Source organism: Oricola thermophila, from assembly GCF_013358405.1.
In the GTDB taxonomy this organism is placed as follows: Bacteria; Pseudomonadota; Alphaproteobacteria; order Rhizobiales; family Rhizobiaceae; genus Oricola; species Oricola thermophila.
Genome location: NZ_CP054836.1, coordinates 946,000 through 965,491, shown reverse-complemented (window position 1 = coordinate 965,491; position 19,492 = coordinate 946,000). Strand labels below are relative to the sequence as shown.

19 protein-coding genes and 2 tRNA genes are annotated in these 19,492 nt (G+C 60.9%); 12 read left to right on the top strand and 9 right to left on the bottom strand.

The features are described 5' to 3' along the window. The first annotated feature begins 170 nt into the window (after positions 1 to 170). Positions 171 to 1,100, top strand: coding sequence for a hypothetical protein (locus HTY61_RS04550; RefSeq protein WP_246272926.1), 930 nt, complete (start codon positions 171 to 173; stop codon positions 1,098 to 1,100). Here HTY61_RS04550 and HTY61_RS04545 read toward each other — a convergent pair. Together HTY61_RS04545 and thrS are read right to left on the bottom strand one after the other, a co-directional pair. Continuing rightward, positions 1,094 to 1,957: a lysophospholipid acyltransferase family protein gene (locus tag HTY61_RS04545; RefSeq protein WP_175278419.1), complete on the bottom strand. Its 864-nt coding sequence runs from the start codon at positions 1,955 to 1,957 to the stop codon at positions 1,094 to 1,096. The two genes, HTY61_RS04550 and HTY61_RS04545, sit on opposite strands and share 7 nt — an antisense overlap. Before the next feature lie 117 nt (positions 1,958 to 2,074). Beyond that, on the bottom strand, positions 2,075 to 4,066 hold the full coding sequence (gene thrS / locus HTY61_RS04540; protein WP_175275676.1) for a threonine--tRNA ligase: 1,992 nt from the start codon (positions 4,064 to 4,066) through the stop codon (positions 2,075 to 2,077). 212 nt (positions 4,067 to 4,278) lie between these two features. Between thrS and otsB the strand changes: the two genes are divergently transcribed. Together otsB and HTY61_RS04530 are read left to right on the top strand one after the other, a co-directional pair. Next, positions 4,279 to 5,079, top strand: coding sequence for a trehalose-phosphatase (gene otsB, locus HTY61_RS04535; protein WP_175275675.1), 801 nt, complete (start codon positions 4,279 to 4,281; stop codon positions 5,077 to 5,079). After that, positions 5,076 to 6,497: an alpha,alpha-trehalose-phosphate synthase (UDP-forming) gene (locus HTY61_RS04530; RefSeq protein WP_175275674.1), complete on the top strand. Its 1,422-nt coding sequence runs from the start codon at positions 5,076 to 5,078 to the stop codon at positions 6,495 to 6,497. Before otsB ends, HTY61_RS04530 begins: the two co-directional genes overlap by 4 nt. 48 nt (positions 6,498 to 6,545) lie before the next feature. Here the strand turns inward: HTY61_RS04530 and HTY61_RS04525 are convergent. Further along, positions 6,546 to 6,630: transfer RNA gene (locus HTY61_RS04525), tRNA-Leu, on the bottom strand. 154 nt (positions 6,631 to 6,784) lie between these two features. Between HTY61_RS04525 and lipB the strand changes: the two genes are divergently transcribed. After that, positions 6,785 to 7,570, top strand: a complete 786-nt coding sequence (lipB, locus tag HTY61_RS04520; protein ID WP_246272925.1) for a lipoyl(octanoyl) transferase LipB — start codon at positions 6,785 to 6,787, stop codon at positions 7,568 to 7,570. Here lipB and HTY61_RS04515 read toward each other — a convergent pair. Together HTY61_RS04515 and HTY61_RS04510 are read right to left on the bottom strand one after the other, a co-directional pair. Beyond that, positions 7,567 to 8,811, bottom strand: a complete 1,245-nt coding sequence (locus tag HTY61_RS04515) for a site-2 protease family protein (protein WP_175275673.1) — start codon at positions 8,809 to 8,811, stop codon at positions 7,567 to 7,569. The genes lipB and HTY61_RS04515 overlap by 4 nt on opposite strands. Before the next feature lie 96 nt (positions 8,812 to 8,907). Then, positions 8,908 to 9,840 carry a DMT family transporter gene (locus HTY61_RS04510; RefSeq protein WP_175275672.1) on the bottom strand — a complete coding sequence of 311 codons (933 nt, stop codon included), beginning with the start codon at positions 9,838 to 9,840 and terminating at the stop codon, positions 8,908 to 8,910. A 116-nt stretch (positions 9,841 to 9,956) separates the two neighbouring features. On the opposite strand from HTY61_RS04510, the gene HTY61_RS04505 reads away from it, so the two are divergent. The 4 genes from HTY61_RS04505 to HTY61_RS04490 are packed head-to-tail and all read left to right on the top strand — an operon-like array spanning position 9,957 to position 12,866. Further along, the gene (locus HTY61_RS04505) at positions 9,957 to 11,081 is read left to right on the top strand and encodes an S-(hydroxymethyl)glutathione dehydrogenase/class III alcohol dehydrogenase (RefSeq protein WP_175275671.1); all 1,125 of its coding nucleotides are present in this window, start codon (positions 9,957 to 9,959) and stop codon (positions 11,079 to 11,081) included. Between the two features lie 52 nt (positions 11,082 to 11,133). Continuing rightward, entirely contained in the window at positions 11,134 to 11,601 is a 468-nt protein-coding gene (locus HTY61_RS04500; RefSeq protein WP_175275670.1) for a YaiI/YqxD family protein, read from the top strand. Between the two features lie 24 nt (positions 11,602 to 11,625). After that, on the top strand, positions 11,626 to 12,462 hold the full coding sequence (fghA, locus tag HTY61_RS04495) for an S-formylglutathione hydrolase (RefSeq protein WP_175278417.1): 837 nt from the start codon (positions 11,626 to 11,628) through the stop codon (positions 12,460 to 12,462). A gap of 17 nt (positions 12,463 to 12,479) precedes the next feature. Beyond that, the gene (locus HTY61_RS04490; protein ID WP_175275669.1) at positions 12,480 to 12,866 is read left to right on the top strand and encodes a helix-turn-helix domain-containing protein; all 387 of its coding nucleotides are present in this window, start codon (positions 12,480 to 12,482) and stop codon (positions 12,864 to 12,866) included. Positions 12,867 to 12,871: 5 nt separating this feature from the next. Here the strand turns inward: HTY61_RS04490 and HTY61_RS04485 are convergent, their stop codons facing one another. Continuing rightward, positions 12,872 to 13,873 (bottom strand): hypothetical protein, encoded by a 1,002-nt coding sequence (locus HTY61_RS04485; RefSeq protein WP_175275668.1) that lies wholly within the window; start codon positions 13,871 to 13,873, stop codon positions 12,872 to 12,874. Positions 13,874 to 13,994: 121 nt separating this feature from the next. On the opposite strand from HTY61_RS04485, the gene HTY61_RS04480 reads away from it, so the two are divergent. Then, positions 13,995 to 14,846 carry a class I SAM-dependent DNA methyltransferase gene (locus HTY61_RS04480; protein WP_175275667.1) on the top strand — a complete coding sequence of 284 codons (852 nt, stop codon included), beginning with the start codon at positions 13,995 to 13,997 and terminating at the stop codon, positions 14,844 to 14,846. Here the strand turns inward: HTY61_RS04480 and mnmC2 are convergent. Further along, complete coding sequence (mnmC2, locus tag HTY61_RS04475) at positions 14,843 to 15,541, bottom strand: tRNA (5-methylaminomethyl-2-thiouridine)(34)-methyltransferase MnmC2 (RefSeq protein WP_175275666.1); 699 nt, start codon at positions 15,539 to 15,541, stop codon at positions 14,843 to 14,845. The two genes, HTY61_RS04480 and mnmC2, sit on opposite strands and share 4 nt — an antisense overlap. An 8-nt stretch (positions 15,542 to 15,549) precedes the next feature. On the opposite strand from mnmC2, the gene HTY61_RS04470 reads away from it, so the two are divergent. Beyond that, a complete protein-coding gene (locus HTY61_RS04470) occupies positions 15,550 to 16,677 on the top strand; it encodes an NAD(P)/FAD-dependent oxidoreductase (RefSeq protein WP_175275665.1) in 1,128 nt (375 codons plus the stop codon). A gap of 57 nt (positions 16,678 to 16,734) precedes the next feature. On the opposite strand, the gene tig is transcribed toward HTY61_RS04470, so the two are convergent. Together tig and HTY61_RS04460 are read right to left on the bottom strand one after the other, a co-directional pair. After that, on the bottom strand, positions 16,735 to 18,213 hold the full coding sequence (tig, locus tag HTY61_RS04465) for a trigger factor (protein ID WP_175275664.1): 1,479 nt from the start codon (positions 18,211 to 18,213) through the stop codon (positions 16,735 to 16,737). A gap of 75 nt (positions 18,214 to 18,288) precedes the next feature. Then, a tRNA-Leu gene (locus HTY61_RS04460) sits at positions 18,289 to 18,373 on the bottom strand. Between the two features lie 475 nt (positions 18,374 to 18,848). Here HTY61_RS04460 and HTY61_RS04455 point away from each other — a divergent pair. Continuing rightward, positions 18,849 to 18,995 (top strand): DUF1127 domain-containing protein, encoded by a 147-nt coding sequence (locus tag HTY61_RS04455; RefSeq protein ID WP_175275663.1) that lies wholly within the window; start codon positions 18,849 to 18,851, stop codon positions 18,993 to 18,995. 317 nt (positions 18,996 to 19,312) lie between these two features. After that, a complete protein-coding gene (locus HTY61_RS04450; RefSeq protein ID WP_175275662.1) occupies positions 19,313 to 19,459 on the top strand; it encodes a DUF1127 domain-containing protein in 147 nt (48 codons plus the stop codon). The last annotated feature ends 33 nt before the right edge of the window (positions 19,460 to 19,492 follow it).

Below are 19,492 nucleotides of genomic sequence, written 5' to 3'. Positions count from 1 at the left end.
GGCGCAGCGGCCTTGCAATTGCCAGAGCCTTGCCTTTCATCGAACGGACGGGATTCGAAACGGAAACAATGCGCTTCTTGCAATCGGCATTCCGACAGACGGCGATCAATCGGACACGCACGGCGAACATCCGGCCGCCGATTCCCGTGAAGCGGCGGACATTGCGGGCATTGATCGCAATTGCATGCTGCGCCTTCTGCGGCGCCCTGCCCCTCCGAGCCCAGGAGACCACGCCGTTCTCCGAAGGCCTCGAGCTTCCCGGCATCGCGAATTACGCTCCAGCCAATGTCTCCGCCGGCGCGCTCGCCGAGGGGCCGGCAGTCGACCTTTTTCTGGACGCGAAGCTCGCCGAAGACGGAAACCTCGTCGCGAAGGGCCTTATTTGGCGCATATTCGGATCCGATACCGGGCCGGACGGCAAGTTGCCCCTGCTCGCCACGGCAGAGGGAGGTTCGACGCGGCTTCAACTGAGCCCCGGAAGCTATCTTGTTCACGCCGCATTCGGCCGTGCCGGTGCCACCACCCGCATCACGCTGCAGCGCAACGAACCGCGCCACGAAACGATGGTGCTGAACGCGGGCGGCCTGCGCCTGGAGGGCGTGCTTCCGGACAACATCCCGATGCGCGAGGACAAGCTCAGCTTCGACATCTATGACGCGCAGGAGCAGGAAGACGGCGAACGCCGTCTGATCCTTCCCGATGTGCGCCCCGGCAGGACCGTGCGCCTTAATGCCGGCACGTATCATGTCGTGTCGAACTATGGCGACGTGAACGCGACGATCCGCGCCGATATCCGTGTCGAGGCAGGAAAGACGACCACCGCCAAGGTCGAGCACCGCGCCGCTCAGGTCACACTCAACCTCGTGCGCGGAGAAAACGGCTTTCCGCTCGCGGATACGGCATGGTCGATACTGGGTCCTTCCGGCGACATTATCGCAGAGAATGTCGGCGCCTTCCCCACCATGATACTCGCGGCAGGCGATTACACCGTGCTTGCAAAGAACAAGAACCGCGTCTTTCAGCGAGACATCACGATCCGGCCAGGTCGCGATATCGTGGTGAAGGTGGATACCGAGACCGCAGAACAGATCGCTCAGTAGCGTTCGGCAAACGTGGCCGGACGGATGCGGCGGCTCGGATTCGGATCGAGCGAAAACACCGCGTTGTGCACGCTTTGCAGCAGCACCTTTCTGTCATCGATCCTGGCCAGTGTGTCCCATGGAATCGTCTGTCCAATCCAGGCCCGAATCTGCTTGCCATAAAGCCGTTGAAACTCGCGTATCAGCATCGAGGTGCGCAGGGTCAGTGAGAACTGGCTGACGAGGTGAAACAGCCTTCCGTTCTGCCCCTCGAAATATACGGGGATGACCGAGGCACGAGCAGCCTGAATCAGTTTCGCGGTAAACATCTTCCAGGGCAGGTCCTCCGCACGGCCGAACCCCTTGTGGGCCGTCGCCACCCCGCCGGCCGGAAAAATAACTATCGTCACCCCCTCCTTCAGAAGACGCACGGCTTCCTTGCGCGTCTGGAGATTGAGCGCCAGAGCCTCCTTCGTATCCTCGAACGAGATCGGCAGCGAATAGGGCCGTATCTCCGGCACCTTGAGCAGATCGTTGTTTATGATGACCCGAAACGGCCGCCCCAGTTGTTCTGCCAACGACAGGAAGGCTATGCCGTCGCCGATACCGTAGGGGTGGTTGGCAACCATGACTATTGGCGTATCGGGTATATCCACGGGCGGCCAGTGGCCTCCGGCGTCCAGCTTCACCTCGATCAGGTTCAGCATCTCCGTGAAAACGCTTTCGCTTTTCCCGAAAATCTCGCTGCGCCAGTGTTCATAGAGATTCGCCAGCCGCTCGCGGCCGGAAAGACTCTCGATCGTTCGTATGACCCATCGCTTGAACGGCGGATCGTCCGGACGCGCATATGACAGCTCGGCAAATCGGACGGTTCTCATCATCCGCAGGATATCTCCACCCGGTATAGTTCTATAGATCTGTCGCATCGGGGTCGAGGCGCAAGTGAAAACCGGCGGACTGGCCGCCGGCTTTCAGGTATTCCGTGATCTATAGCATTACGCACCGGTTTTGCGCTTGATATCGGGTGGCGTCGCCTCATCGACCAGCAGCGTCACGATCTCGTCCAGGCTTTTCGATACCTGGTCCCTGGAACCGAGCCGACGCACATTGACCGTGCCCTCCTCCGCTTCACGACGACCGCACACGAGAATGACCGGCACCTTCGCATGACTGTGCTCCCGGACCTTGTAATTGATCTTCTCGTTGCGCAGGTCGGTCTGAACCTGGAGACCGGCATCCTTCAGTCTCTTCGCCACAGAGATCGCGTAATCGTCGGCTTCCTGCGTGATGGTCGCGACAACCACTTGCAGTGGCGCGAACCAGAGCGGGAAATGACCGGCATGGCTCTCGATCAGGATTCCGAGGAAACGCTCCAGTGAACCGACGATAGCTCGGTGAATCATCACCGGCTGCTTCTTTTCGGAATCCTTGTCGATGTAGAAGGCACCGAACCGCTCGGGCAGGTTGAAATCGACCTGGGTCGTTCCGCACTGCCAGTCACGACCGATCGCGTCCTTGAGCGTGTATTCGAATTTCGGGCCATAGAACGTGCCCTCGCCTTCATTGATACCGGCCTTGATCCGACCGCCGGATTCGGCCTCCATCCTGGCGAGCGCCCGTTTCAGGATGTCTTCCGCATGATCCCACATCGCATCGGTTCCGACGCGCTTTTCGGGCCGCGTCGCAAGCTTGACCACGACTTCCTGGAATCCGAAGTCCTCGTAGACCGACATCATCAGGTCGTTGATTTTGAGAATCTCCGCTTCCAATTGGTCCTCGGTGCAGAACACGTGCGCATCGTCTTGCGTAAACCCGCGCACGCGCATCAATCCGTGCAGGGAACCGGAAGGCTCGTAGCGGTGGACGGCACCGAACTCGGCGAGCCGGATCGGCAGTTCACGGTAGGATTTCAACCCGTGCTTGAATATCTGCACGTGCCCCGGACAGTTCATCGGCTTCAGGGCGAATACTCGGTTGTCCTCCGCCTCATCGTCGGCACAGGTGACCGCGAACATGTTCTCGCGATACCAGCCCCAGTGGCCCGACGTCTGCCATAGCGAATTGTCCAGCACCTGGGGCGCATTCACCTCGTCGTAGTCATCCTCGATACGGCGACGCATGTAGGAAAGCAGGTTCTGGAACATTCGCCAGCCCTTGGCATGCCAGAACACCACACCCGGTCCTTCCTCCTGGAAATGGAACAGATCCATCTCGCGGCCGAGCCTGCGGTGATCCCGCTTCTCGGCCTCTTCAAGCATGTGCAGGTACTGATCGAGATCCTTCTGGTTGGCCCATGCGGTGCCATAGATCCGGGTCAGCATCGGCTTGGTGGAATCGCCGCGCCAGTAAGCACCCGCGACCTTCATCAGCTTGAAAGCCGAACCGATACGCCCGGTTGAATCCATGTGAGGGCCGCGGCAAAGGTCGAACCATCTGCCTTGCCGGTAAATCCGGATTTCCTGGTCTTCCGGAATCGCGTCGACCAGTTCCACCTTGTAGGCTTCACCCATGTTGGCGAAGGTATCCTTCGCTTTCTCGCGATCCCAGATTTCCTTTGTGAACGGTTCGTTACGCTGGATTATCTCCCGCATCTTCTTTTCGATAAGCGGCAGGTCTTCCGGCGTGAATGGCCAATCCTCGCGTGTGTCAGGATGGACGCGTTTGAAGTCGTAGTAGAACCCGTTCTCGATCACCGGTCCTATTGTGACCTGCGTACCGGGCCACAGTTCCTGCACTGCCTCCGCCAACACGTGTGCAGCATCGTGACGGATCAGTTCGAGCGCCCGCGGGTCGTCTCGCGTCACGATTTCGATCGCACCGTCGGTTACGGGATCGGCGAGGTCGCGCAGTTCCCCGTCGAGAACAATGGCCACGGCCTTCTTGGCAAGAGATTTCGAAATCGATTCCGCGACGTCGCGCCCGGTCGTACCGGCGTCATACTTCTTCACGGAACCATCGGGAAATGTAAGGGAAACGGCCGCAGCCATGTTCAGTTCTCCTTTTCCAGTCCCGCCAACGAACGCGGGTGGGTGTACGATGCGCTGCTCACATAGTCGGAAGCGCCCCCTGGGACAAGGGGTCAGGGTCACGGGCACCGGATACGCCCCGGCGTTGAAGTCGATCCGGGCGCTGCCTAAATTACATTCGTGCTTCCAATCGACCGAAGACGCCCAATGCTTCGAAGGGAGAATTGAGAACCATGCGGTCGGCGTTCGAAAAGCGGCCGGAGCCGAATCCGATTTTTCAACTCGATCATGCCAATACGGCACTTTTCCTCGACTTTGATGGCGTCATAGCCGAGATCGCTGACCATCCCTCCGAAGTTGCTGTCGAGAAAGATGTCATTGAAAACCTGGGCCGGCTGAGTCTCGCGCTCGGAAACGCCCTCGCCATCGTATCGGGACGCGAGATTTCGCAACTCGACAGTTTCCTTTCACCGCTCCGCCTGCCCTCCGCCGGCGTCCACGGCGCGGAACGGAGAGACACCGCCGGGCGCCTTTTTCGGCAGGAAGTGAACGCGGACGCCTATTCCAGGCTGCGGCATGCGGTGCGGGAGTTCGCGGCAGGCCGCAAAGGCCTGTTCGCTGAATTGAAATTCGGCTCGGTCGCACTGCATTTTCGCAGCCGGCCGGATTTGGCGGATGAATGCCTCCGTTTTGTGGAAAGCCTGAAACCCGGATTCGACGATTCCAGGATCGTACACGGCAAGATGGTTGTTGAAATGAAGCTCGCCAACCGCAACAAGGCCGACGCCGTCACGGAGTTCTTGCGCGAAAAACCCTTTTTTCGGCGAAAGCCGGTCGTATTCGGTGACGACGTGACCGATGAGGATGCATTTCGCGCTGTCAACGCGCTTGGCGGCATTTCCGTCAAGGTCGGTGACGGACCAACATCGGCGACTTGCAGACTGGCATCGCCATCGGAATTTCGCGCCTGGCTTGCCTCTACCGCAGAACGGTGGAGCGGATCCTCCGCACAACCAGCGGAGGGCTACAAATGAGCAGGCTCGTCATAGTATCCAACCGCATCGCGGATCTTCACAGCACAACCCAATCCGGTGGCCTCGCCGTCGCGCTCGCCGATGCAATGCGCAAGCGCGGCGGCATGTGGATGGGCTGGAGCGGGAAAACCGTTCGCGCACTTCCCGACGATGCCAGTCCGCATGTCGAGGATATCGGCAAAGTCCGCGTCCTCGCGCTGCCATTGCCCGAACAGGAATTCGACGACTACTATTCCGGCTATGCCAACAGCGTTCTTTGGCCGCTCTTCCACTACCGCCTCGACCTGATCCACTACAATCCCGCATTTCCCGAGGCCTACCATGCGATCAACCGGCGCTTCGCAAGAGCTTTGGCGCCCCATTTGCGGGAAGACGATCTTGTCTGGGTCCAGGATTATCACCTCATCCCCGTCGGACACTATCTCCGGCAACTCGGATGCAGGCAGCGGCTGGGATTCTTTCTTCACATACCTTTTCCCCCCGCTGATCTTCTCGAGGCATCGCCGGAACACGCGGAATTGGTGGAAACGCTCCTCGCCTATGACGTCGCCGGTTTCCAGACACGGGCAGACGTCAACAACATGCACGACTACCTGCATCATCGAATGGGCCTCGTGCCCGACGCCAATGGATTCGTTGAAAGCGCGGGCCGCCGGACATTCATCGGAAACTTCCCGATCGGTATCGACGTCGATGCTTTTCGAAAACTGGCAGCAGACACACCGGGAGACGTCGCATTCGACCAGATACGGCACCAGGTACTGAACCGGAAACAGATCATCGGGATTGACCGCCTCGACTATTCGAAAGGCCTGCCACAGCGCGTCCAGGCGATCGACCGGCTGTTGCAGCAGCATCCGGAGATGGAAGGCCGTTTCAGCCTTCTCCAGATCTCGCCGCCGACCCGCTGCGGCGTAAAGGCATATGACCAGATCCGGACCGAACTCGAGCGATTGACGGGTGCCGTAAATGGCCGCTGGTCCGATTTCAACTGGACACCGATCCGCTACATTCACCGGACAGTTCCGCGCGACAGGTTGGCTTCCATGATTCGCGTCAGCGATGTCGGCTTCGTCACCCCCCTGCGCGACGGGATGAATCTCGTCGCCAAGGAGTTCGTGGCAGCGCAGGACCCGGATGACCCGGGTGTCCTTGTTCTTTCCCGCTTCGCCGGCGCAGCCGAGGACCTGACCGCGGCCGTGATTGTCAATCCTTACGATCTCGACGACATGGCCCGGAAGCTACATGACGCGCTGGTCATGCCGCTGGACGAGCGCAGGGAACGACATGAGGCCCTGATCGAGGCTGTCAGGGAAACTGACATCGCAAGCTGGTTCGACGCGTTTCTTGCACGGCTGGAAGCCCCATCAGCCCATTCGCAGACCGAGGCCCGGCTGGCGCAGGTCGCCAACGCATGACTTGCATCAGCGCCGCTGCCACGATCAGAATTCCTGTAAAAAAGGGAATGGTGCGGTCGAGAAGACTCGAACTTCCACGGGTTGCCCCACAGCGACCTCAACGCTGCGCGTCTACCAATTCCGCCACGACCGCAAGCCAAAAGCGAAAGCCGGATCGACCGGCCCGGCGCACTTAGCAAATCGCCTGACCATGCACAAGACTGTGTGACGCATTTTTGAAGCGTCGGACACGGTCTTTTCGCAGGAAAATATGTCAGCGACGGGCGGGCCTTGCAACACCCTCCGCAATGGCCCAAATCTTCGCCATGGCAGAAACAGCGCAAAATCGGCCCGAGATAGTCACGCGCGATTGCATCGCGGACAGGAACCTTTTTCACCCCGCAGACGGTTCGCCCCCGGTGGAATGGCGAATCTCCGAGGGGCTGACCGGTTACGAAGCGGCGGTGGCCGAAATGGAGGCACGCGCCGCGGCGATACGCGAGGGCACGGCAAGGGAACTTGTCTGGCTGGTCGAGCATCCTCCCCTTTACACGGCCGGCACCAGCGCGGACCCGAAAGATCTCGTTATGCCGGATCGTTTCCCGGTATTCGAGACGGGGCGCGGCGGGGAGTTCACCTATCATGGCCCGGGCCAGCGGGTAGCCTATGTCATGCTCGACCTGAAGCGGAGAAAGGAAGATGTCCGCGCCTTCATCGCCGCCCTGGAGGAATGGATTATCCGCACCCTGGACCGGTTCAACGTGAAAGGCGAGCGGCGCGAGGATCGCGTCGGTGTCTGGGTCGTTCGCCCCGAGAAGCCCTCGAGCGTTCCCGGCATGCCGGCAGAAGACAAGATCGCCGCCATCGGCATTCGGTTGCGCAAGTGGGTCTCGTTCCACGGCATAGCCATCAATCACGAACCCGATTTGTCGCACTACGAGGGCATCGTGCCCTGTGGAATAGCGGAACACGGCGTTACCAGCCTCGTCGATCTCGGGCTACCGGTCACGATGGGCGATCTCGACCTTGCCCTGCTTGCAGCGTTCAGGGAAGTCTTCGGCCCCGTCGAAGGGGAAAAAAGGAATCCGGCTTAGAACAGGGCCCGGAAGCTCCACACCATCGCGAATGCGTGGATTGCCAGCGTGGCAACAAGGCCGAGTCCGAGAGCGATGCGTTCGACATCGTTCATCGGCGTCAGCGCGGTCTTCGGTTTCACGCCCGTCTTGGCGGTCATCACGCTCAGCAATGTCAGCACCGCGCTGGCAACCAGGATCACGCGCCACGACAGGCCGGCCGCGCCGCAGGCTGCGGCCATCAGCGCAAGCATGGCAAACGCGCCCCCCGCCATGCCTGCATTCGAGCGGAACAGCTGCCGCAGCACCTGTCCGCCGTCGAATTTCCATACCGGCATGAGGTTGCCGAGATTGAACATGGACGCCACGAGCACGATCGTCGTGACGGCCGCGAAGGGCACGGGTGCCGCCAGTTCCGGCGCGGACACTGCGGTACATGTCAGCAAGGCGACGGGAAAGGCCGAAAAGCCCGCTCCCATGAGAGCCGAGAAACCGATCTCGAAATGCCTGTCATAGGGCCGCCCGCCCATCGCGATTCCGCCGAGCAGCGGCAGGAAGATCATCCTCGCGCTGCGATGCCCCATCAGCCGGAATGCCACCATGTGCCCGAACTCGTGGGCCGCTACGACCACCGTCAGCGTGACGGCGAGAAACAGTCCCCTGCCGTCGAGGCCGAAAAACGGCCAGATGAGCATTGCCGACACACCCGCCATGCCAAACTGGGTAAGCGGATGCTCGAACACGCCGCCTGGCCGGAACTCGCCGGTCTCGGCCCAACGCTTCAGTTTTCTTGCCTGGCGCCGCAGGGCGAAGAAGCGGAACACGAGAAAGGCGACGCCCCGATAGCGGTCGGTTTCGGCCAGCCGCGCGACCGCCTGTCCGTCGCCCGCATCCTCGACGCGAAAGCGCATTTCATGGTTTTCCCAGAAGCTTTGCGCCAGCGATGTATCGTTGGTGAAACGCATGGTGAAGCTTTCGCCCGGCACCTCGTCCACGATCTCGAAATCGCGCCGGATCGGCTGCCCGTCGCGCCCGGCATGCGACGTCACCATGTGTCCGGTGGTCGGCCCGGTACGGATCACCTCCGTGACCGCGCCGTTCCACGAGAAATGCGCCCCGAAGGGATGCAGCGCCGCCCACAGCCGTTCGGGAGTCGACCGGACCGTCACGCTGCGCCCCACGGTCCGCCGCCCCACAGGGGCGGACATGACAAGCCACAGCACGAGGCAGATTCCGACAAGCAGTGCGAATACCGGCGACATGGAGGCTCCGTTCAATACGCGGCAATATAGGCTGCGGCCGTCGACAACGGGTTTCCACTGGCGAAAATCGCCGAACAGCGTTTCGGGACGGTAAACTCAGCCGCCCGCGACCCGCCTTTCGCGCCAGAACACGTAGAGTCCCGCGCCGATGATCATGGCGATTCCGATCCATTTCGACAGGCTCGGAAAGTCCCCGAACAGCACCAGCCCCGCGATCGCGGCGCTGATGATTTCCAGATACTGGAATGGTGCGAGCAGCGACGCCGGCGCCATGCGGAAACCGAGCAGGATCAGGTGGTGGCCGACCATGCCGAAGGCCCCCATCAGCAGCAGCAGGCCCCAGGTAGCAGGCGGAAAGTCGAAGCTGAATCGCATGTTCTCGATTCCGGCCGCCGTTCCCACTCCGACCGCCGCGAGTATCACCAGGGACCCGCCGATTCCGGCCGTCACCTGCATCACCATGGCGTCGTCCTCTGTGCCGGCGGCCCGGTTCAGCACGAGATAGCTTGCGAACAGTGTTGCCGTGCCTAGCGGCAGGAGCGATACCGGCCCCAGCAATGCGAAGCTCGGCTGGATGACGATCAGCGCACCGGCGAAGCCGAAGAGAACCGCGGCAATGCGGCGCCAACCGACGGTCTCGCGCAGGAAGACGACCGAAAGCAACGTCAGGATCAGCGGCTCGACGAAGAACACCGCGATGGCGTCCGCCAGCGGCATGTATTTCACCGAAAGGAAGAACATCAGGCTGGAAACCGCCAGCATCGCGCCGCGTACGATATTGAGCAGCGGGCGCTTCGGCCACAGGCCGAAAACGCCGACAGCCGCGATGGCGAATGGCAGCGCCAGCAGCGCCTGGGTCGCGAATCGTGCCAGCGTCACCTGGCCGGGAGACACGCCCTCGTTGATCGACAGCCACTTCGCAACGGCATCCATCAGCGGGATGATGAGCATGCCGGCCGAGCAGACCGCCATGCCGCGCAGGTGACTGTCTGCGTGCGAATTTCCCGCCGTTTGCGGAACGTGGCTCATGCTGTGTCCTGTCATATGCGCGCCATCGGCAAGCGCTGGGTCGGGCTCGCGCGGCGGCGGGTTGAAACGACAGGGAAATCCTGAAAGTGTCACCTCGTCAACACGGGAGATAAGGCATGAAGACACGCGCCGCTGTCGCATTCGAAGCCGGCAAGCCGCTGGAAATCGTGGAAGTCGATCTCGAAGGCCCGAAAGCGGGCGAGGTCCTGGTCGAAATCAAGGCCACGGGCATCTGTCACACCGACGAGTTCACGCTGTCGGGAGCCGATCCGGAAGGCCTGTTTCCGGCCATTCTCGGCCACGAGGGAGCCGGCGTGGTCGTTGATGTCGGCCCCGGCGTGACCACCGTGAAAAAGGGCGATCACGTCATCCCGCTCTACACGCCCGAATGCCGCGAATGCCCGTCCTGCCTCTCGCGCAAGACCAACCTGTGCACGGCGATTCGCGCCACACAGGGCCAGGGGGTGATGCCGGACGGCACCTCCCGCTTCTCGCTCGATGGCAAGCCGATCCATCACTACATGGGCTGCTCGACCTTCTCGAACTTTACCGTCCTGCCCGAGATCGCCGTCGCCAAGGTCAATCCCGACGCACCCTTCGACAAGATCTGCTACATCGGCTGCGGCGTGACGACGGGCATTGGTGCCGTCATCAACACCGCGAAGGTCGAGATCGGATCGACGGCCGCGGTGTTCGGCCTTGGCGGAATCGGGCTGAATGTCATCCAGGGCCTGCGGCTGGCCGGCGCGGACATGATCATTGGCGTCGACATCAACAACGACAAGAAGGAATGGGGCGAACGCTTCGGCATGACCCATTTCATCAACCCGACGGAGGTTGATGACGTCGTCGCCGAAATCGTCAACATGACCAAACGCGGCGCCGACCAGATCGGCGGTGCGGACTATACCTTCGATTGCACGGGCAATGTCACGGTCATGCGTCAGGCGCTGGAAAGCTGCCATCGCGGATGGGGCGAGTCGATCATCATCGGCGTCGCCGGCGCCGGCCAGGAAATTTCCACCCGACCGTTCCAACTCGTGACCGGACGTGTCTGGAAGGGCACGGCCTTCGGCGGCGCGCGCGGTCGAACCGACGTACCGAAAATTGTCGACTGGTATGTCGATGGCAAGATCGAGATCGACCCGATGATCACCCACAAGCTGACACTGGACGAGATCAACAAGGGCTTCGACCTGATGCACGAGGGCAAGTCGATCCGGGCGGTCGTCGAGTTCTGATGGGTGTCGCGCCGGGCAGGACGGAAAGGATGATGCGGGCACGAACCGAACCATGACGGTGACGCAACGCCCCATCATCTTCGTCGATGCAGACGCCTGCCCCGTCAAGGACGAGATCGTCCGGGTCGCCGAGCGCCACGGGCTTGTCGTGACATTCGTGTCCAATGGCGGGCTTCGTCCGTCGCGCGATCCGATGGTCCGCAATGTCGTCGTCCCCAAGTCGGCCGACGCCGCCGACGACTGGATCGCGGAACATGCCGAGGCCGGGGACATTGTCGTGACGCAGGATATTCCGCTGGCCGCCCGCTGCGTGGAGAAGGGGGTGCATGTCATCGGTAACACCGGTCGCGTACACACCCCTGAATCCATCGGCATGGCGGTCGCGATGCGTGACTTCAAGCAGCATTTGCGGGAAACGGGCGAGGACCGAGGTTTCAATCGCGCCTTCTCGCGCGCCGACCGCTCCACGTTCCTGCAGGCGCTGGACGGCTTCTGCCGGCGAGCAACGAAACCGACATAGAACGGGAAACGGGATCGTATGATGATGAAAACGGTATCGGAATCGAAAGCCTTCGAAGGCACACAGGGTGTCTACTCGCATCCGGCGGCAACGACGGATTGCGAAATGACTTTCGCCGTTTTCGTGCCGCCGCAGGCGGCACAGGCCCCCTGCCCCGTCCTCTGGTATCTTTCGGGCCTGACCTGCACCCACCAGAATGTCATGGACAAGGGTGAATATCGCCGCGTCGCCGCCGAGCTCGGCCTCGTCATCGTCTGCCCGGACACCAGTCCGCGCGGTGACCATGTTCATGACGAGAAGGACAATTGGCAGATTGGCACGGGTGCCGGCTTCTATGTCGACGCGACGCAGGAACCTTGGTCACGAAACTACAGGATGTATTCCTATGTCACCGGGGAATTGCCCGAACTGATTGCCGAGCGGTTTCCCGTCGACATGAGCCGCCAGGCGATATTCGGTCATTCGATGGGCGGCCACGGTGCTCTGACGATTGCACTAAACGATCCCGAGCGCTTTCGCTCGTGCTCGGCATTCGCCCCTATCGTAAACCCGTCCACCGCGGACTGGGCGCGCAATGCATTTGCAACCTATTTGGGCGATGACGAGAGCCGCTGGCGCGCCCATGATGCCTGTCTTCTGGTCGAGGACGGCAAGCGCTTCCACGAGTTCCTGATCGATCAGGGAGACGCCGACCAGTTTCTCGATGACGGGCTGCGGCCTTGGCTCTTTGAGGAAGCATGCCGCAAATCAGGCATCCCGCTGACGCTTCGCATGCAGCCAGGCTACGATCATTCCTATAACTTCATCTCCACATTCATGGAGGACCACCTGCGCTGGCATGCCGCCCGGCTCGGCGCATAAACGGACAGGATGGAATCATGACCGAAGATACGATTTTTACTGAAACGCCGGATTCCGACACCCTCGGCGGACGCCTGTCGCGCGCACGCGATGCAAGCGGCATGACGACGGCGCAGTTCGCCCGCCGGCTCGGCGTGAAAACGGCAACGGTCCAGGCTTGGGAAAGCGATCGCTCCGAGCCGCGTGCGAACCGGCTGTCGATGATCGCGGGCATCCTGAATGTCAGCCTGCCCTGGCTGCTCTACGGTGTCGGCGATGCTCCGCAAGATGATCCGCGCAACGATGCGATCACCGTGCTGCGCGGGCAATTCAGGAAGGCGCGCCAGCTGCATGAGGAAACCGGCGCGGTTCTTGCCCGCATCGAGGACGAGCTGACGCGTCTGCAGCGCGGCAGGGAAGTCTGAGGCGCTCAGGCCACCTTGTCGAGAAGCGGTTGCAGGATCGGGTGAATCTCCGGCGATTCCTTCTTCAGGAAGGCCAGCAACTCCTTCTCGTTCTCGTGCAGCTTCCCGTCGCGACCAATCCGCTCTGCGAGCCAGGCGGCCTCCGACTTGTCCACCTTTTCCGCTGAACGAATATTTCCCGCCATCTGGGCGTTTCGCCGCGCGTAATAGGCTTCCGATCCGGTTTCCGCCCGGACCGCGTCCATATGGGCCGAGAGGCTGCCGGAGAACATTCTCGAAAAGAAGCCGCCGAGATTGACGGAGGTGTCGTTCAGCCACTCTTCTCGACGCAATGCTTCCTCCCGGTCCGGCACTTCGTAACCGGATGCGGCCATCACCGAACAGGCGATCGCCTTGATGAACAGCTCGCTCCAGGACGGATGGTTTTCCGCTTCACTGGTCCGGTCGTTGAGATCGAACAGCACCTCTGCCTCGTTTCGGGTAACCGCGACGCTTCCGTCGCTTCCGGAGGCATAGAGAATCCTGCGCAGCAGCTCCACTTCGGTTTCACCGATCACGCCTGGCTTCAGTTCCCGATCGCGGGCGATCACACCCTTGCCTTCCAGGACGGCATTGGCCACCTGCTGCAATGCGAATGCGGCAAGTTTCGGCGGAACGCTGTTGGCAAGTTCCATGGACTTGATCAGCAATTCCAGCTCGGTCCGGTGGTCGACAACGCCATCCTTGGAGATGTTCTCGATCAGCCATTCCGCATTGGCTTCGGAAATGTAGCCGCGTGGCGCCTCCTGGACGACGATGTAGTCCGCAATGGCCTCGACAAAGAACTCGCGCCAACTGTCCGGTTTCTTGGTTGCATGCTGGTCGAATGCAAAGAGACCGCTCGCTTCCTCGCGATTGACCACGCCGTTGCGATAGACTTCGCGACGCAGATTCAGCACGTCTTCATCAGTGACGTGCCCCTTGTCTATCAGCTGCCTTATCGGCAATGAATGCTCATAGTCGAACATGGTCAGCCCCCGTTCTCGATTCAGACCCCATGTACGAAACGATACATGTGCCGTTTTGACATTTGTCTAAGCGCCATGGTTAAGCAATTCTTTGTGTAACAATTCGGGACAGACACGCTTCATGCTTTCCGAAAGCGATATCGACCGGCTCGCCGATGCCTACAATCGGGCCCTTGATCTGGAGAAGGCCGGCAAAGGCGAGGAAGCGGCGAGCCTCTATCGAGCCTGCCTGGAAATCGACCCGGAAGACCGCTGCGGGGCATCGGTACGGCTGGCATCGATGCGACTGGGCGAAGCACCGGCGAAGGCACCTGACGCCTATGTGGCGACCTTGTTCGACCAGCACGCCGAGGTTTTCGACGACATTCTGACCGGGCAGCTCGGCTACGCCGTGCCCATGCAGCTCGCGGAGATCATTTCCGCAGACCCGAACGCGCGTTTCGCGCGCATGCTCGACCTTGGCTGCGGCACGGGCCTTTCCGGCATGACACTTGGTCCGCTATGCGAACACACGACCGGCGTCGACATCTCCGAGAAGATGGTCGATCAGGCCGACGAACGCGCTGTCTATGACGAGCTTTACGTCAACGAGGCGGTGCATTTCCTGGAGGAATGGCGCAGGGCACGGGAGCAGGCCGGGTCGGACGGCGATTACGCGGAGTTCGATCTCGTCGTGGCCACGGATGTCTTGCCTTATCTCGGCGCCCTCGAGCCACTTTTCGCCGGCATTGCCGCCAACACCATGTCCGGTGCGTATTTTGCATTCTCGTCGGAAACCATGTCAGAAGAAGAATTCGCCGGGAGGCCTTGGAATGTAACGCCGAACCAACGTTTTGCCCATTCCGCTACATACTTGGAAAAGACTCTGGAGGAATCCGGTTTCGGAAACATCACTGCCTTCGAGAAAATTACCGTACGCATGGAAAAGGACGTGCCGATTCCCGGCTGGCTTGTCGTTGCCCGGAAGAACTAGGGGGCCAAGACCCCGCAAATCATTTCTCGTTTCCCGGCATGACCGGGACGCTTCGTGACGGTGAAGCCGGCGGCTTCCAGATTCCGTCGCACCCAGCCGGCGGCAGTATAGCTGGCGAATGTCCCGCCGGGCCGCGTCCGGTCCGCAACCGCCTGCATGAGTTCCGCAGACCACATCTCCGGATTCCTCGCCGGGGCAAAACCGTCGAGATACCAGGCATCCGCGGCACCGGACCAACCGGAAACGCCATTCAGCGCATCACCCACGATCACGGTCAGGCCGGTTTGTTCGTCCATCTTCCAGCGGGTCGGCGGAATCCCGAGTCCGGGCCAATGACGCAACAGGCTCTCCTTGAGGCCCGTGAGTTGAGGCCAATGCACCAGTGCCCGCTCGATGGCTTTTTCCTCCATGGGAAAAGCCTCGAAGGAAACGAAATCCAGCACCTGTCCGGGCACGCGGCACTCGCGCCATGCCCGCCAGGTCTCGAGGAAATTGAGTCCCGTGCCGAACCCGAGTTCGCCGATGGTGAAGCGGTCTGCTCCGGCCCACCGTTCCGGCAACCCGTTTCCTCCCATGAACACGTGGCCGCATTCCGCACGCCCGTCCGCGCGGGAATAGAAATGGTCGCCAAATCGCGTCGAATACGGCATATCGCCATCGAGCCAGCTCAGTTCATCCCGTTCAAGATCAGCCATTGCACGCCATGCCTGTTTCAGTCCCCTCGCCTGACATTGCCGTGGTAGGCGGTGGTATTGTCGGTCTATGGACCGCATACCGCGCCGCACGGCAAGGCCTGTCAGTTCTTCTGTTCGAAAAACGCAGGATCGGCGCCGGTGCAAGCGGTGGCGTCATGGGGGCACTGATGCCGCACCAGCCGACCGGCTGGAACGAGAAGAAGCAGTTCCAGCTGGACGCGCTGGTTTCTCTCGAGGAAGAAATTCGGGAAGTCGAGGCATTCTCGGAACTGCCGGCCGGATATCGCCGCTGCGGACGCGTCATGCCAATCCGCAATCTCGAGAAACGCCGCCAAAGCGCGCAATGGGTCGAGGCGTCCCGGACCAACTGGCCCTTTCCCTATTCCTGGAGCATCGTCGACGCAATGCCGAACCCGGCATACCTGCCGCAGGGGGAAATGCCGTTTGGCGCCAACTCGGACAACCTTTCGGCCCGCGTGGATCCGCGTCGCCTTGCGGCCGCCCTGACCGGGGCGCTCGGTCGGCTCGGCGTCGAGTTTCGGCAGGGCACCGGAATCGCCGCCATCGGCCGGGACGGAACGCTCGCCCTTGAGAGCGGGGAAAAGATTTCCGCCGGACACGCGGTTCTCTGCGCCGGCTGGGAGAGTTTTTCCCTGCTCTCCGGCCACTTCGTCTCGCAGATTGGCCAGGGCGTGAAGGGTCAGGCGGCCCTGCTCCGGCCGGCGGCGCCAATCGACCCGGCATCGCCCATACTCTTCGACAGCGGCACCTATGTCATCGTTCACGAGACCGGCGATGTCGCGGTCGGTTCGACATCCGAGAACGAATTCGGCGACCCGCATGGCACGGACGCGGCGCTTGAGGACGTGATCGCCGCGGCGCGGCGGCTCTGCCCGCTCCTGGAGAACGCGCAGGTGCTTGAACGATGGGCAGGTATCCGCCCCAGGGCCGCCGGCCGCGAGCCGCTCGTCGGTCCGCTGCCCGGCTTCGCCAACGTCTCGATCGCCACCGGCGGCTTCAAGATCGGTTTCGGCATTGCACATCTCATGGCAGAGGCCGTGATTACCCTGGCCGGCGGAGAGCGTCCCGGTTTCCTGCCGGGCCGGTTCCTGCCGGAAAACCGCCTGCGCGCATGAAAAATCCGCCGAAGGCGCCTGCCTCCGGCGGATCCGCTAGCGTCTTGAAACCGGTGCCTATTCGCCCGCTTCCTCGGCCTTTTTCTTCTTCGGCGCGGCCTTTTTGGCAGGCTCGGCCTTCTCCGCCGCATCATCCTTCTTGGCGGCGGCCTTCTTCTTCGGAGCAGCCTTCTTTTTCGCCGGTTTCGCCGACTTTTCGTCCTCTTCGTCCGCCATCAGCTCATCCTTCCCAACAGTCTTGTCGGTGACGGACACCTTTTCGAGGAGGTAGTCGACGGTCTTTTCTTCAAAGATCGGCGCGCGCAGATTGGCGACCGCATCGGGATTGTTCTTGAAGAAATCGAAGACCTGCTGTTCCTGGCCAGGATACTGGCGGACGTGGTTCATCACGGCCTGCTGCAATTCCTGCTCGCTGACCTGGATACCGGCTTGCTCGCCGATCTCCGAGAGAACGAGACCGAGCCGGACGCGGCGCTCCGCAAGCCGCATGTATTCCTCGCGGGCTTCGTCCTCGGTCGTATCCTCGTCCTCGAAGGTCTTGCCTGCCTGCTCGAGCTCACTCGTGATCTGGTTCCAGATATTGTTGAATTCGGCATCGACCAGCTTGGACGGGGTTTCAATCTTGTAATCCTCGTCCAGCGCATCAAGAAGCTGGCGCTTCACCTTCTGACGCGTGATCGAGCCGTACTGGCTCTCGATCTGCTCACGGACGACTTCGCGCAGACGTTCGGCGCTTTCAAGCCCCAGCTTAGAGGCCAGTTCGTCGTCGATCACGATTTCGCCGGCGCTCGCCACTTCCTTGACCGTAACGTCAAACGTGGCTTCCTTCCCGGCCAGCTGCGCTGCGCCGTAGTCCTCAGGGAAGGTCACCTTCACCTGTTTTTCATCGCCGGCCTTCACGCCGACAAGCTGGTCCTCGAAACCGGGAATGAACTGGCCGGAACCGAGCACAAGCTTGGCGTCAGTATCGGTGCCACCTTCAAAGGCCTCGCCATCGATCTTGCCGACGTAGTCCATGGTGACACGGTCACCGTTCTCCGCCTTGCCGTCCTTCGGTTCGTAGGTCGCCGCCGACTGGGCAATGCGCTTGACCTGCTCTTCGACTTCCTCATCGGGAATTTCGACGACCTCGCGGGTAATCTTGATCGAAGAGAAATCCTTGATCTCGATCGGCGGGATGACTTCGTACTTCATGGAGAATTCGAAATCGGCATCGCCGGAAAGCACCTTCTCTGCTTCCTTCTCGTCCTCGGTCATGTCGATTTCCGGCTGCGTCGCAGACTTCTCACCGCGGTCCGCGAGGATCGAGCGCGGAGTCTCGCTGAGAATCTCGTTGACGATCTCCGCCATGAAGGACTTGCCGTACATTTTGCGCAGGTGCGCTACCGGAACCTTGCCCGGACGAAAACCCTTGAGCTGTACCTTGCCCTTCGCGTCTTCCAGACGGGCGCCGAGCCTGGACTGGAGGTCCGCCTTCGGAACGACGACCTTGATTTCCCGTTTCAGCCCTTCGTTGAGGGTTTCGCTTACCTGCATTGTTCAACCTTCATTCTGTATGCCGCCATCCACAAGCGTGGCCTGACGGCGCGATTGCCTTGCCCGGCGGGATGGTGGTGCGGATAGAGGGAGTCGAACCCCCACGCCTTGCGGCGCTGGAACCTAAATCCAGTGCGTCTACCAGTTCCGCCATATCCGCATTTGTCCGAGGACATGACAGAGCATGCCGCTTGAACGCGCGTCTATACCACCGCAGGCGCAGCGATCAATGAAAAAATGCCGGTATTGCGCGCTCACAAGCGGTAGAATCGGCTGGGACGGCAGTTCCTGACGGATTGCTACCATTCATCGCTTCAGCAGCTTGACTTGCAGACGCCCAACGCCTGTCCAGGCTCAATGACATAGTGCTGCAGGCGGGAAGAAGCCCCCTTCCGCGCGTCGAAATCAATGCCACTGCGCCTGCCTTGCTTTTGGGCAACGAAGATAGCAGGCAGCAATTTGAGGCATTTCGCGCAATTTCGCCCGCCCACAATCAGGCACATTCACGGCAGGATTGTGCAATGCACAATCCGCATGGGAGCCATGCAATTTCATCACTTCAAAAATCGGGGCTTCGCGCATATGTGCGCTTCGCAAACAAGCAAGACACAAAAATCTTCGACGGGACAAATGCAATGAACATCGTACGCTCTTTCAACGAGTGGCGCCGCTACCGGGCAACCTGCAATGAATTGAGCCGCCTGACCTCGCGTGAACTCAATGATCTCGGCATCAACCGCGGAGACATTCCCTACGTTGCTCGTCGCGCGACCCGCGGCTGATTTTCGAAGAATTCCGTCCGGCTCGTTCCTCCTCCTCCCGAAACCGGACGGATAGTGGAGCGCGGTTTCTCCTCCCGGCCGCGGCTTCCTGAACAAGACACCCGCTGCTTCCTCCCGGCAGCGGGTGTTTTCATAGCGATGCTTATGAGCTCTACGAAGCATTCGTCACGCGATCTGGGTCGGCAGTCGGTGTGCATTGCACAAACCGCATGGCTGCATTGCAGCATGGGCACTTATCAAATCGATTTGACTCGCTATCTTAAGGTCAGAACAAGAACAACGACCTGCCAACCGAGCGAAACGAAGTGGAACATACAATGGGTATCATGCGCACCCTTACCGAATGGCGTCGTTACCGTGAAACGCGCCAGGAATTAAGCCGGCTTACCGGTCGCGAGCTGGAGGATATCGGTTTCAATCGCGCCGACATTCCTCATGTCGCCCGCCAGGCCGCCCGCGGCTAAGCCACGGGAATACGGTTTCCGTACGGGTCCATC